The organism is Deltaproteobacteria bacterium (genome assembly GCA_016930875.1).
Taxonomy (GTDB): Bacteria; Desulfobacterota; Desulfobacteria; order Desulfobacterales.
Window position 1 is genome coordinate 32,960 of record JAFGFW010000041.1, and the last position, 14,194, is coordinate 47,153.

Here is a 14,194-nt window from a genome sequence, read left to right on the forward strand (position 1 = left end):
TGGAAAAATATCGGTTCAGCGGCCGCCTCTGGCAGACTCTTAGTTATTAATAATACGTCTTGTAAAATAAACAATGTTAGTGGATAACTATTCTCCCCAAAAAGCAAAAAAAAAGGAGCGCCCAAATGTCGAGCTACTCCTTCTCCTGACACTTGCGGCAGATGCCGAAAAAGTCGAGACGATGGCTCACGATCCGATAGCCCGTTTTTTTTGATACCTCTTCGCACAGTCCAGTCACGTCGCCGACATCCGCATCAACGATGTTTCTGCACTGCAAGCATATGAGATGCGGGTGCGGATGTGGGTTTCTCCCATCATAGCGGCAACCCATACCACCAAAGCTGAGTTCCATAACCTGTCCCATCTCTTTGAGCAACGTTACAGTCTTGTATATAGTGGCCAGGCTGGTCATCGGAAAATCCCCTCTTACGCGCTCGTAAATCCCTTCCACACCGGGATGCTTCTGGCTAGCGGCCAGAATCCTCAGCACAGCAAGCCTCTGAGGGGTCAAACGATAGCCCTCTTCTCTCAATCTAGCAATCATTTCATCCAGACGTGTGTCAAGATCAGCCACAGGCTTGGAGCCTCCTTGCGGCGGACTTCTTTGGCCAGAAAAAGTGTGTATAGAGAAAAGTTTTAGTTCTTTCCAAATAATAGCTTTCCATAAGATTGTCAATCTGTTCGTAGTAATCTTGGTAAAAGGGGCTATAGGAGGCAAAATGTGTCTCGTGAGAAATCCGGAAGACGGAAAAAAGACAGAAGGTCATATGAGGAAGAATTTGGCTTGCCGCAGACGTATACCCTCTGATACAAAGAAGGTACGTAACAGATCGCACAAGGCTCGGATCAATGAAAATCCTTTCTCATCGACACGCGAGTTCATTCCTTCATGGGCACAAGATGTGTTGGTTAAGGGTTCGCGAAGAAATACATTGACATTTTCAGGAGTCGAGGCGCGAGGAGGGCGAATAGCAAGCCATTTAACCGACGAGCAACGCAGCCAAGTGGGATGGACCTGCCTGCCGGCAGGCAGGTCGGCGCATCAAAATGTGAAGTTATTTTTGAGCGAGCCCTAAGTTCACGGCCTTATGAAGCTATCCATTATCATACCTGCACTGAACGAAGCGCAGATATTGGGAAACACCCTCGAAAGCCTTAAGGGGCCACCTGCCGAGATCATTGTAGTGGACGGCGGCAGCAGGGACGGTACTGTTGAGGTGGCCCGTCAATACACCTCGCACGTTCTCGTTGCGCGCGCAGGTCGCGGCTTTCAGCAAGACACAGGGGCACGTCAATCACATGGCAGCGTGCTGGTTTTTCTCCATGCAGACACACAACTGCCCGGAAAGTATCCGCATCTCATTCATCAAGCATTGCATGATCCGGGCGTCATTTTTGGCGCCTTTTCCCTGGGCATTCACCGATCCACACCTGTCTTAGATTTTATTGCATTCATGGCCAACTTGCGATCGCGGCTTTTAAAGCTGCCATATGGAGACCAAGCCCTCTTTGTGCGACGAGACTCCTACTTCCAAGTGGGCGGATTTCAAGATTGGTCCATCATGGAAGACGTGGACCTCGTTCGTCGGTTGAACCGCGTTGGAGGCTTCAGGCTGGCCCATAGCTCAGTACAGACATCGGCCCGACGCTGGGAAAGGGAAAACTTGATTTTCACAACGTTGAGGAATTGGTCCCTAATGATTCGATACTACATGAGAGTCCCTCCACTGGCCTTGGCCCGCCATTATCCCGACACCCGATAGGAACGGCCTGAATATATTCTATTTATCCATCCCCAATGAATTAAGCTAAGCGTGGCTAATCGCCTGTCAAGGAAGTTGAGCGGTTGCCGGTTAGATGAGAGCTGTTGGCCGGGATCTTTTTGCCGAGACAAAACCTCATCCATGTCAAACCAACTCGGCGCCTTGACTTATCAAAGCGCAGTATTGGGTTTCCAAAGTAAGTCCTCAACTAAAATGTCTATTTTTCTATCTGCAGAAAAGGGGATTTGTATGTCAAACCGGTTGCCCATTTTTCTAATGTATATAGGTATCATTGTAGTGATTGCTCTCTGTACTGCTGATAAGCAAACAGAAACGTTGGCGGAACAGATTCTTGAACCTCCCGCTGAGAAGGAGTCAAACACGCTTGACAAGATAGTGAAAAGCGATGAAGACTGGAGGAGGATACTGACACCTGAGCAATACAGAATTACTCGCAGAAAAGGAACTGAACGATCCTTCACAGGAAAATACCACAACTTTAAAGGGAAAGGAATATATCAGTATGTATGTTGTGGCTTGGACCTCTTTAGTTCAGAAGCAAAGTTTGATTCCGGGACAGGTTGGCCCAGCTTTTAGGCGCCGATATCAGAGGGTCACATAAAAACGGCGGCAGATAATAGCCTTTTTGTGAAAAGGACTGAGGTATTGTGTAAGAGATGTGACGCCCATCTCGGACATGTGTTCAGTGACGGCCCTCCACCAACGGGAGTTCGTTACTGTATTAATTCAGTTGCACTACGAAAGAATCACCTTGACGTTTCAGACAAAGCTTCCTGGTGCAAAAGTTTGCCTGCAACCGGTGACCATGGATTGTCATTACAGTTCCGTTAAAAAAGCCTTATTTTTGGACGCTTACGAAAAGGTCATGTCGGATTGTCTGCTGGGGGACCATATGTTGTTCGTCCGGCAGGACGGAGTGGAGCAGTGCTGGGCTTTTCTCTCGCCGATTCTGGATGCCTGTGAAAGATGTAAAGATCGTGAACAAAAGCTCCGTTTTTACAATGCAGGGACATGGGGGCCCCAGGAGGCTGATGACCGGTTAACAGGTGACAGCCGTGCATGGCGGGATGTTTAATTTTCATCCATAAGAGGGGTACAGCGGATGTCAAAGTACGATTATGACATGATCATTATTGGGGGAGGTGCGGCAGGCTTAACCGTAGCGGCCGGAGCGGCTCAGCTTGGGGCAAAGACAGCCTTGATCGAAAAAGATAAACTAGGAGGAGACTGTCTGTACTACGGCTGTGTCCCCAGTAAAACCCTGATAAAGACGGCAAAGGTCTACCACTATGCAAGAAACTTGAAGGCCTTTGGCTTGCCGGAGGTAGATGTCCCCCCCTGCGACCTGAAATCGGTCATGAATCATGTTAGAGAGGTGATTGATAAGGCAGCGATACACGATTCTGTGGAGCGATTTGAAAGCTTGGGTGTAGACGTGATTTTTGGGAGTGCGGAGTTTGTGTCCGAACACGAGGTGAAGGTAAACGCAAAAACGTTGTCCGGCAGCCGCTTCACGATTGCTACGGGAAGCAGCCCCATGGTTTTTCCTATTGAAGGATTGCAACAGATAGGTTTTATTACTAATGTTGAGACCTTCTCCCTGGAAGAGCTACCCCCCCTACTCGTGGTCCTTGGCGCAGGTCCCATTGGTGCGGAACTGGCCCACGCCTTTGCCAGACTTGGGAGTACAGTTACTCTCATTGATTTAGTCGAATACCCCTTGAGTGTTGAAGACTACGATATGGCCGAAGTCGTTATCAAACAGATGGTTAACGATGGTATATCCCTTCGGATGAGTTCAAAGGTAAAAAAGGTTCATCAAGAAGGGAACCACAAAGTAATGGTTATTGAGAACAGAGAAGGACAAGAAGAAGCCATTCAATGTGATGAGATACTGGTGGCCACAGGAAGAAGAGTTAATGTTGAAGGCTTAAATTTGGAAGCTGCAGGCGTCAGCTATACGAACAAGGGGATCGAGACAGATCTCCACATGAAGACAAGCCGGAAGCATATCTATGCCGCTGGAGACGTAAACGGCAAATTCCCCTTTACCCATATGGCCGGGGCCGAGGGGGCGGCTATCGTGAGAAATGCCATCATGCACATCCCAGGCAAGATTGACTACAACATGACCCCATGGGTTATTTTTACGGACCCGGAAATTGCCTCCGTTGGCTACAATGAACAACGGGCCAAGAACGACGACATTGCCTACGATATCCACGTGGAAGCCTTTGAGGAGGTGGACCGTGCGTTGGCAGAAAGCGAATATCAGGGAAAGATCAAGATCCTCACCGAAGCAGGATCTGATAAAATTATTGGTGTTCAGATCGTGGGGTTGCATGCCGGGGAACTCATCGGTTCGTCGGTCATTGCCCTAAACAAGGGCATGAAACTATCCGACCTGGCGACCCAGATTTTTGCCTATCCAACTCTATCGGAAATACACAAAAAGAGTGCCGGCAAATATTATGCCCGGAAGATTTTTAGTCCTAGAGTCAAAAGTATCTTAAAGTTTCTTTTTGGTTTTCTGGGGTAAGGGGTTGAGTGAAAAGGGAGCCTGCGAGTGGCCTGGCGCATTAGTCCGAAAATTGAAGACATTCTGAAAAAGGGTGCAGGACTGGAAGGATTGAGCGATGAAGAAGCTGTCGCGCTTCTATCCCTGGAGTTGCATAGCAAAGAAGTCTACGCACTCATGGAGACGGCCAATGCCGTATCCCGTGAGCAATTCAAGGGAAAAGGCGAAAACCACTTTCATATCGGGCTCAATGCCGAGCCTTGTCCCTTCAACTGTCGTTTCTGTTCCCTTGCCAAAGAGGCTGGCATCTTTACCGGCAACGTTGAATTCACCCGGGAAGAAGTCGTCACATGGGCCAGAATGGCCGAATCTCAACATGCCGATGCCTTGAACCTTATGACAACAGGAACCTATGGTTTCAACCGATTGCTGGAGACTGGAAGCGTATTGAATAAGGAGGTCTCGACACCTCTGGTAGCCAATACAAGAGACATAAGTCATCGGGAAGGCGAAGCGCTCCTCAAGGCCGGCTTTGTTGGAGCATATCATGCGGTGCGGTTGGGTGAGGGCAGAGACACACCCTTTAAGATCGAAAAACGTATTCGTACCATCACTGTTTTTAAAGACGTGGGACTCCTTTGGATGAATTGCGTAGAACCCGTGGGTCCTGAACACGATTTTAGAGAAATTGCCTATCTCATGGTCTTGGCACGACAATATGGCGCCACTTACAGCGGGGTGATGCGGCGGATCAACTTCCCCGGATCGCCTTTTGAAAAAGAAGGCATGATCAGCGAACTGGAAATGGCCAGAATGGTAGCCGTGAGCCGGTTGGTCATGGGCGACGTTCCAAAGGCTCACTGTACCCACGAACCTCACTCCGCCTCGCTGCTTGCCGGGGCCAATTTGTTTTTTCCCGAGGTGGGAGCCAGCCCCCGTGACGCTAGAGCGGATACAGGGGAAGGTCGCGGGAAAAGCCTGGCGGCTTGTCGGCAGATGTTTATTGAAATGGGATGGGATCCGGATTTACCGTCCAATTGTTTTGCAGATAAGAAAAAGGACAGGAGGTACAGTCAATGGGCAAGATGCATGTGAACAGGTCAAGACAACGCCTCTGGATTCCACTTCTCCTTCTTGTGTCGCTCCTATTTGTTCATGTCCCCCCAGGCAGGTGCCAGAACGTCAAAGTGGGAACCTGGAAGACGGCTCAGACCATTCAGCCTTTTTACTATGACAAATTCTTGCCGCCCTCTTACAACGCCTCTACCTACTCTTTTACAAACCCGGCTGATCAGAAAGTAGCCCTTCTGGCAGGCAGTCTGGATATGTGCGGGACAACATTGGCACATGCCATCCATGCGGCTTCAAGGGGAGAGCCCGTGGTTGTAGTGGCGGCACTGTGTAACAAATGTTCGGCCCTGGTGGTCAAGAAAGATGGCCCTGTTAGGACTGTCAAGGATCTCCGCGGCAAGAAGATCGGTTATGTTCCCGGTACAATGCACGAAATTCTTCTAAGAGAGACACTAACCCGCAATGGTCTCTCCCCGGAGAAAGATGTACATCTGACCCGGGTCGATTTTTTTGACATGGGGCTCGCTTTGGCCCGCGGGGGGATCGACGCCTTTCTGTCTGGCGAACCATTCCCGTCGGTTGCGGTGCAACAAGGCTACGGCAAGATTCTGTCTCATCCATACTTCGGGGAGTCCATCGGGACGATCAATGCGGGCATGCTGGTTCGTCAGGAGACTATTGATCGAGATCCGGGCCGAGTCTATGATTTGGTGCTGGCCCACGCCCTGGCTACCGACTATCTCAAGGCCCACTCAAAAGAGTGGCTTAAGAAGGCATCCACATTTGGGACCCCTCTGACAGTTTTGGAGCAGGCCGCTAGCAACATGGAACTGGCGTGGGGCATGGATATGTCTTTTGTTCAGAAGGCGCGCGCCCTGGGAGAACGAATGCAGGCCTTGAGAGTCATTGATCGACAACCTGACTACGGAAAACTATTCAACCTGTCCTTTGTCGGGAAGGTCAAGGAACATCTGGAAAAAGATTAAACGACTACGGAGGTCGGGGACGGGGATAGCACATGGAAAAATATTCAGGAAGAGCAAAGATGTTTCGAGCCTTGTTGCCGTGGATGATTCCCGTTGGCTTGGTGTTGGTCTGGGTCGCAATGAGCCAGACCGGCATCTTCCCCGGCTATTTGATCCCTCACCCCATGGACATCATGAAAATGTGCTATAGCTACATGTTCCATGATCTGGGCAGTTCCCCTTATGCGGGTCGGTTCGTGACCGACGCATCGGCCAGCGCAGTCAGGGTAAGTGTGGGATTCACCTCTGCCATCCTCTTCGGCTTGCCCCTGGGTATCCTCTCCGGGCGACTCACGTTGGTCAACGCTCTGCTAAACAATGTGGTCAACGGGCTCAGGGCTGTGCCTGGCATCACATGGCTTCCCCTGGCCATGGTCTGGTTCGGTATAGGGACGAGCACTACCGTTTTTCTGGTAGCGCTGGCAGCCTTTTTCCCCATTTATCTGAATGCCGCTGCAGGGGCCCGGCAAATCAATCCGCTGCTATTGCAGGCAGGGGCCATGATGGGCGTGAAAAGATTACGCGGCACTTTCAGGATATTGCTTCCCGGCGCCATGCCTCATATCGTGACAGGGCTCAGGCTTGGCCTGGGCATTTCCTGGGCCTACCTGGTGCTGGGCGAATTGACCGGGGTTCCCAATGGACTGGGGGCGGTTATTATGGACGCACGGATGCTTGGCCGGGTCGATATGATCGTGGTGGGCATGATGCTTATTGCAGTCATCGGTCGGTTGAGTGACCGACTCTTGATTGGGGGCTTAAAACTGTGTTTCAAAAGCGCCAAGACAATGTCATAACCACTAAAACGGCAAGGACACCCGGAGAACCGGGGGCCGGTCCGGGGCAGCCTTTCCTTGAAGTCATTAATTTGACGAAGGATTTTGAAATCAACCATGCCTCGGTGAGAGTCCTTGACGACATAAGCTTTATTGCCGGAGCCGGCGAGATGATCTGTATCCTCGGACGTAGCGGATGTGGCAAGACCACGCTTTTAAATATCCTTGCCGGCTTTTTGCCTCCTACTTCCGGCACGGTTCTCTTGAATCATCAAGCAGTGCATTGCCCAGGTCCTGATCGGTGCGTTGTCTTTCAAGAAGATGCCCTGTTCCCTTGGCTGACGGTTCGGGAAAATATCGCCTTCGGCCTACAAGGTCGCACCAAAGACAAGGCGTATCTCAACAAAGAGGTAGACCGCTTCCTGTCTCTCGCCGGACTGAGCGCTTTTCAGGGATATCTTCCTCGGGAAATCTCCGGGGGTATGAAGCAAAGAGTGGCTTTGGCACGGGTCCTTATCCTTCAGCCCGCAGTCTTACTCATGGATGAGCCTTTTGTCTCCTTGGACCTTCAGACCCGCGAAGAAATGCACAATCTACTTGTTTCCCTTTGGGAGAAACTGGCTCAGACCATATTATTCGTGACACACGATGTAGACGAAGCCATCAAACTGGCGGACAGAATCCTGCTTGTAGATCGAGCCCCAGGACGTATTCGTGAAAAAATTCCTGTGTCCTTGCCACGGCCGAGAACCGTGGAAAACACAGACTTTGTCTTTTTCAGGCGCAAACTTCACGAGACCTTGAGACAAGGCTGAGGGAAAATTCATGGAGAAAGTCGTTCAAGGACAAACGCAAAACCGGGGGAGAGCCATCATAAAGGCCTCTATCTTTGCCGCCTTTATGATTGCAGCCATCGCCCTGGTGCGATTTACGCCCGTAAAAGGCTATCTAACAGCTGAGGCATTGGGGCGTTTCCTAGGGCAAGCGGGGTTTTGGGCGCCTTTGGTCTTTATGCTTGTCTATGCTGGGGGGGTGTGTCTGTTTTTGCCCGGAACCTTGTTGACCGGCCTGGGCGCGGCTATTTTTGGGGCCTACTGGGGATTTCTGTATGTATGGATTGGGGCCATGTTAGGGGCCACCGCCGCCTTCTGGATCGGCCGCACCCTCGGAAGGGAGTTTGCTGCCTCCTTGATTGGGGATAGACTGATGAAGTATGACGAGGCCATTGAGCGTAATGGATTTGCCACGGTCCTTTACCTACGCCTTGTATACTTCCCTTTTACGCCAATGAACTTTGGCATGGGATTGACGAAGGTGCGCTTCCGGGACTACTGCTTTGGTACAGGTTTGGGCATTATTGTCGGAACTTTTATCTTTACATTCTTCATAGGCACGGTCAAGGAGGTTTGGGCCTCCGGCAACTGGGCAGAATTACTTTCTTTTAAGGTTTTCTTTTCCCTGGGACTGTTCGCTTTCTCATTTTTTATCCCGAAAATCATTAAGAAGATTAAAGGAGAAGATGAACACGCATGAAAGGAGGACATGATGGACTTCAAAGAAGTTGTTAACAAGAGGCGGGCTGTCAACTATTTCGACTCCCAAAAGACTGTTTCCGATGAACTCCTGAGAGAGTTGGTTGATATGGCAGCAAAGGCGCCTTCCAGCTTTAATCTTCAGCCGTGGAACGTGATGATACTCAATGATCCGGAAGAAAAAATGCGGTTGAGAAAACTCGCTTGGGACCAACCCAAGGTTACCGAGGCCCCTGTTGTCTTCATCGTGCTGGCGGACCGGGACGGCTGGAAAGGGGGACATACAATAGTGGAAAAGAATTTCAGGGAGATGGTAAAGGCGGGCGGCATGTCAGAGGATCAGCACGAGTGGTTTGTCAATGCCTGTCAGGGCCTTTATGGCGCAAGCCAAGAAAAGCAACAGGCCTTTGCGTGCAAGAACACTGGCTTTTTCGCCATGGCTCTGATGTTTGCGGCCAAAAGTCTCGGACTGGATACCCATCCCATGGACGGTTTTGATCATGACGGTGTACGTAAGGCGTTTAACATTCCAGAAAATTACTGGGTTCCCCTTCTGCTGGCCATTGGCTACTTTGATGAGACAAAAGAACTGTATCCGCCCAAGTGGAGAAAAACCTTTGACGAAATCGTGGTGAAATTCAACTGAACCATGTCCAGAGTTTTCTCCAACTACGTAGAAAAGGCCAGGCGTATCCTGGACCAGAATTGGACAGGCTCGTATACAAAACCAGCCCCCGCCCTGTACCCCCACCAGTGGAATTGGGACTCGGCATTCATAGCCATGGGTCGCTCTCACTATGACACCCCTAGAGCGATGTTGGAGATCGAAACACTCTTTGACGCCCAGTGGCAAAACGGCATGGCGCCCCAGATCGTCTTTAGCCCTGACGCCCTTGGCCACTACTTTCCTGAGCCCGACCTCTGGCAGACCGAACGATCTCCACACGCTCCCCCGGGCAAGCTCACCTCAGGTATCACCATGCCACCGATCCACGCCGTGGCAGTGGAGAGGGTCTACCGAAACGCCCGGCGCCCCCGTGGGGTGCTGCCCTTCCTGGAGCGCATCTACCCCAAGCTGTTGGCGCTCCATGCTTATCTTTACCGGGAGCGGGACCCGAACGATGAAGGGCTTGTGTACATCCGCCACCCGTGGGAGTCGGGCGTGGATAACTCGCCCACTTGGGATGCGCCCTTTAGGCGGATTGAGGTAGACCGGGTCGCCTTGCCTCCATATCAACGCAAGGACCTGGACCACGGGGTAGACCCAAAGATGCGCCCCTCGGACGAAGACTACGACCGCTATGTCTACCTGGTGGACCTCTTTCGTCGGTGTGACTACGATGAGGACATGGTCCGCGAGTCTTGTCCTTTTTTGGTTCAAGACCCTCTTTTCAACTCAGTACTGTGTCGAGCAAATGAGTCATTGGCCCAAATTGCAACGCTTATCGGAGAATCTCCGGATCTGCCCCGATTCTGGGCGGAGAAGACGGCCGTCGCCATCCGCCAAAAGCTCTGGCGTCCCGAGCACAACATATTCGACTGCTACGATCTTGTGGCCGACACGCCCATTGAAGTAGACACCGCCGCAGGCTTCCTGCCCCTCTTCGCAGGAGCAGCGAGCAAAGAGCAGGCGGAGTTTCTCTACCAGCAAGCATCTCGACTCCGCCTCGTTCTGTGGTCTCCACCAGGGCAACTGTTTCACTGTGCCCAACTACGACACCCAACGCCAGGGTTTTGATCGCACAAACTACTGGCGAGGACCTGTGTGGATCAATATCAATTGGATGCTTGCTCATGGCCTGCGTCGATACGGATATACCCTGAAGGCCGACTCCCTCCAAAAGGACCTCTTACAGCTTCCTCTCCGATTCGGCTTCCACGAGTACTTCGACTCTTTCCATGGCACAGGTTACGGGAGTGACGACTTTGGTTGGACAGCCGCCCTGTTTATCGATCTTGTGCACGACTTCTACGAAAGCGAGAGGGCATCGAGACAAATAGCGGCCAAAGCACGGGGGTTCTTATCTTCGGATCTAATCCTGAACAGCGGGGAGAACATGCCCCGGATCTCCCCTCCAGACCTCGCCGGCGCCTTGATGCAAAGCATCCGGGACCTGCGGGACGCATTCTACGACGCGACTCGAAGCCGCATCGACTACCCCGCACTCCGGAAGTCCCCTGAGTATCAGCAATACCGGATACTGACCAACGGTCTCCGCGACTTTGACCTGCGTCGACTGGTTGGGCGGAGGCGGAAACTGGCCTTTTGGGTGAATCTCTATAACACTATCATAGTCGATGGCATCGTCGCCCTGGGCATCAGGCAATCGGTGAAGGAAGCCCCGCAAATATTCACTCGCTTGAAATACGCAATAGGGGGACACCTTTTTTCTGCCGATGACATGGAACACGGTATCCTGCGGGGCAATGCCCGGCCCTGGTTTCACGTGCTCAAGCAATTCGGGCCAAGGGACCCGCGCAAGGCCTGGATCCTGAAACCACTTGACCCGCGCGTTCACTTTGCCCTGGTGTGTGGCTCCCGGTCGTGTGCCCCTATAAGGTACTACGAGCCTGCAACGATATACGATCAGCTTGACGATGCGGCCAAGAGTTTCGTCAATTCCTCTGAAGTTATTGTTCTCCCTGAACAAGGCAAGGTGCTTCTCTCCGAGATCTTCCGCTGGTACCAATCCGATTTCGGCGGCAAGCGTGGCGTTTTGGATTTCCTGTACGACTACATGGCCGACGAACACGCTCGGCAATGCATCCAGGATAAGGGGGAAACACTTCAGTTTGAGTACATCTACTACGACTGGAATCTCAATCAGTAAAACCGCTTGGCGCCAATTTGGAAGAACTTCCGGAGGACGTTACTTCAGACTCATATATCTTTCTGATCCACAGCCAAACAGCGTTTTTGTGGTCACTGCATACGATCTACGCGGCAAACCCTTAACTGCCTATCGGCGTCGCCAAAGGAGAAAGCCGAGATAATATAATTAGTTTGACATAATGTGAGGTGATTTGCTACGCGTTTACGGACTTATCCAGGCGTCTCGGGATGACCCAGCCCGGAGTGGGGTACGCCGTAAAAAGAGGCGAACAGTATGCTGAAGAAAACAACCGTCGGCTCATGGAAACTTAATGATCTACTTATGCCCCCCTGATGTATTTACGATGACTTCTCTTAATGGGACTGACAAAAGCTCCATGCATCGTGTTCAAGATACGAATGCTTGGGGCCTTCTGTTTTTTGGGCGCGATTGGAGGATCTTCCCATGACTAGGAAACCAACATATGAAGAATTGGAACAAAGGGTCAGGAAGCTGGAGAAAGAAGCCAGCGAGCGCAAGCTTCTGGAGAATGAGTTGATCCTCAAGAGCATCGTCTTTGATATGTCTATTGCAGCCAACAGCACGGCAGATAAGGAAGGTGTGATCAACTATGTGAACCTAACCTTCTTGAAAATGTGGGGCTACGAGACGAAGGAAGAGGCAACAGGAAACCCTGTTCCGCACTTCTTCCAAAACCCAGACGATGCTATCCCAGTTTTAGAGGCACTAAATAAGTCTGGCTTTTGGAGGGGAGAGTTCAAGGCCAAGAGGAAAGATGGATCAATCTTCATCTCCCGCGGGCTCGCCTCGGTCGTGCGGGATGAGGCAGGCCATCAAATCGGATATTACTCCGCGAACATTGATATCACAGAACAAAAGCAGGCTGAGGACAAAATCAAAGAGCTCAACGCCACGCTAGAACAGCGTGTCGTGGAACGTACTATAGAACTGGAAGCCACAAACAAACAATTGAAGGCCGAAATCACCGAGCGCAAGCAGGCAGAGGAGACGCTGAAAGAATCTGAAGAAAGGTATCGGACTCTCTTTGAAGGTGCGGCTGAGGGACTACTGGTTGCAGACATTGAAACAAAGCAGTTCAAATATGCTAATCCAGCCATGTGTAGAATGTTGGGTTATACTGAAAAGGAAATAGGACGATTGAGTATCCTTGATATTCACCCCAAAGAAGATATGGAGCGTGTAACTTCTGAATTCGAGGCCATAGGCAAAGGAGAAACAGAGTTAGCTCAAGGCATCCCTTTTCTGCGAAAAGATGGGACATTAATGTATGCGGAACATCAAAGCAACCAATATGTTGATAGATGGAAGAAAATGCAACGTCGGTTTCTTCACAGACATCACCCAGCGCAAGCAGGCAGAGGAGGCGTTGCGGCAGAGCGAAGAACGGCTTCGTCAATTATCAAAGATCTCGCCTGTGGGGATATTCATCACCGATCTCGACGGAAAGACCGAGTACTGGAATGACATGCTATGTAAAATCACCAGCATGTCCGCAGAAGAGGGGGCAGGTGAAGGTTGGGCAGATGGTGTACACCCTGAAGATCGAGAACGAGTGTTCAATGAATGGTATGAGAGCACCAATGCCAGAACAAATTTCAGATCAGAATACCGTTTCGTTGATCGTGAAGGCAATGTAACTTGGACTATCGGGCAGGCCGTTCCCATATTAAATTCTCAGGGAGACACAACGGGTTTTATCGGAACCATAACGGACATCAACGAGCGCAAGCGAACCGAGGAGGCGCTTCGGCAGAAGACACATGACCTTGGGGAGCGAGTCAAGGAACTGAATTGCCTCTATGGTATTTCAAGTCTTGTTGAAAAACCAGATATCTCGTTAGGAGAGATTTTTCAGGGTGTAGTTGATCTCATTCCCCCGTCTTGGCAATATCCAGAGATTACTTGTTCACGAATCATATTTGACGATGAAGAGTACAAAACATCTAACTTCAAAGAAACTACTTGGAATCAGTCCAACGAAATCTTTGTAACCGGCAAACAAATCGGGACGTTGGAGGTCTTTTATCTGGAGGAAAGACCAGAGGATTATGAAGGCCCTTTTCTCAAGGAAGAAAGACGTCTGATCAATGAAATTACAGGTCGGTTAGAAATGATAATTCAGCGCAAGCAGGCGGAGGAGACGCTGCGGGAGAGTGAGCAGTTCAGTTCGAGCCTGCTGACTCATTCTCCCCATCCTATAATAGTTATCAATCCGGATAGTTCGATAAAATATCTGAATCCTTCCCTGGAAAAGCTAACGGGCTTTTCTTCTTCAGAGCTTATTGGGGCCAAAGCTCCATACCCTTGGTGGACGGAAGAAACAGTTAAGAAAACCAGTCGGGACTTGGAAGAAGCTATGGCCAAGGGAGCACAGAGGCTCGAGGAGCTTTTCAAAAAGAAGAATGGGGAGCGATTCTGGGTTGAGATAACTTCCGCACCGGTAAGTAGTAAAGGTGATTTCAAGTATTACCTGGCAAACTGGGTTGAGATCACCAAGCGCAAGCGAGCGGAGGGGGCCCTGAGAGAAAAGGACGCAGAATTGAGGGTTAAGGCAAACAATCTTGAGGAAGTAAATACCGCCTTGCGAGTCTTATTGAAAAGAAGGGAGGAGGATAAGGAAGAGCTTGAAGAAA

14 protein-coding genes and 1 pseudogene are annotated in these 14,194 nt (G+C 50.6%); 14 read left to right on the forward strand and 1 reads right to left on the reverse strand.

Features of this window, described 5'->3' with window-relative positions:
* Window positions 1-133: 133 nt before the first annotated feature.
* Window positions 134-544: a transcriptional repressor gene (locus tag JW883_04195; GenBank protein ID MBN1841470.1), complete on the reverse strand. Its 411-nt coding sequence runs from the start codon at window positions 542-544 to the stop codon at window positions 134-136.
* Between the two features lie 544 nt (window positions 545-1,088).
* Here JW883_04195 and JW883_04200 point away from each other — a divergent pair.
* From JW883_04200 to JW883_04265, 14 genes and pseudogenes are all read left to right on the forward strand, one after another.
* Window positions 1,089-1,763, forward strand: a complete 675-nt coding sequence (locus tag JW883_04200; GenBank protein ID MBN1841471.1) for a TIGR04283 family arsenosugar biosynthesis glycosyltransferase — start codon at window positions 1,089-1,091, stop codon at window positions 1,761-1,763.
* A gap of 249 nt (window positions 1,764-2,012) precedes the next feature.
* A pseudogene (msrB, locus tag JW883_04205) lies at window positions 2,013-2,615 on the forward strand (peptide-methionine (R)-S-oxide reductase MsrB).
* Window positions 2,509-2,859, forward strand: coding sequence for a hypothetical protein (locus JW883_04210; GenBank protein MBN1841472.1), 351 nt, complete (start codon window positions 2,509-2,511; stop codon window positions 2,857-2,859). Before msrB ends, JW883_04210 begins: the two are co-directional and overlap by 107 nt.
* A 27-nt stretch (window positions 2,860-2,886) precedes the next feature.
* Complete coding sequence (locus JW883_04215) at window positions 2,887-4,323, forward strand: FAD-dependent oxidoreductase (GenBank protein MBN1841473.1); 1,437 nt, start codon at window positions 2,887-2,889, stop codon at window positions 4,321-4,323.
* Between the two features lie 27 nt (window positions 4,324-4,350).
* Window positions 4,351-5,397: a radical SAM protein gene (locus JW883_04220; protein ID MBN1841474.1), complete on the forward strand. Its 1,047-nt coding sequence runs from the start codon at window positions 4,351-4,353 to the stop codon at window positions 5,395-5,397.
* The gene (locus JW883_04225) at window positions 5,388-6,359 is read left to right on the forward strand and encodes an ABC transporter substrate-binding protein (GenBank protein ID MBN1841475.1); all 972 of its coding nucleotides are present in this window, start codon (window positions 5,388-5,390) and stop codon (window positions 6,357-6,359) included. Before JW883_04220 ends, JW883_04225 begins: the two co-directional genes overlap by 10 nt.
* A 32-nt stretch (window positions 6,360-6,391) precedes the next feature.
* Window positions 6,392-7,195, forward strand: coding sequence for an ABC transporter permease (locus tag JW883_04230; GenBank protein MBN1841476.1), 804 nt, complete (start codon window positions 6,392-6,394; stop codon window positions 7,193-7,195).
* Window positions 7,192-7,989, forward strand: coding sequence for an ABC transporter ATP-binding protein (locus tag JW883_04235; GenBank protein MBN1841477.1), 798 nt, complete (start codon window positions 7,192-7,194; stop codon window positions 7,987-7,989). The genes JW883_04230 and JW883_04235 overlap by 4 nt, the downstream gene beginning before the upstream one ends.
* A gap of 10 nt (window positions 7,990-7,999) precedes the next feature.
* Window positions 8,000-8,707, forward strand: a complete 708-nt coding sequence (locus tag JW883_04240) for a TVP38/TMEM64 family protein (protein MBN1841478.1) — start codon at window positions 8,000-8,002, stop codon at window positions 8,705-8,707.
* A 12-nt stretch (window positions 8,708-8,719) separates the two neighbouring features.
* Complete coding sequence (locus tag JW883_04245; protein MBN1841479.1) at window positions 8,720-9,352, forward strand: nitroreductase family protein; 633 nt, start codon at window positions 8,720-8,722, stop codon at window positions 9,350-9,352.
* A 3-nt stretch (window positions 9,353-9,355) separates the two neighbouring features.
* Window positions 9,356-10,444, forward strand: coding sequence for a glycoside hydrolase (locus JW883_04250; GenBank protein MBN1841480.1), 1,089 nt, complete (start codon window positions 9,356-9,358; stop codon window positions 10,442-10,444).
* Window positions 10,410-11,537: a DUF547 domain-containing protein gene (locus JW883_04255; protein MBN1841481.1), complete on the forward strand. Its 1,128-nt coding sequence runs from the start codon at window positions 10,410-10,412 to the stop codon at window positions 11,535-11,537. Before JW883_04250 ends, JW883_04255 begins: the two co-directional genes overlap by 35 nt.
* Window positions 11,538-11,984: 447 nt before the next feature.
* Window positions 11,985-13,025: a PAS domain S-box protein gene (locus tag JW883_04260; protein MBN1841482.1), complete on the forward strand. Its 1,041-nt coding sequence runs from the start codon at window positions 11,985-11,987 to the stop codon at window positions 13,023-13,025.
* Window positions 12,928-14,194 (forward strand): PAS domain S-box protein (locus tag JW883_04265; GenBank protein ID MBN1841483.1); only part of this gene is annotated, 1,267 nt, incomplete at its 3' end. The genes JW883_04260 and JW883_04265, both read left to right, overlap by 98 nt.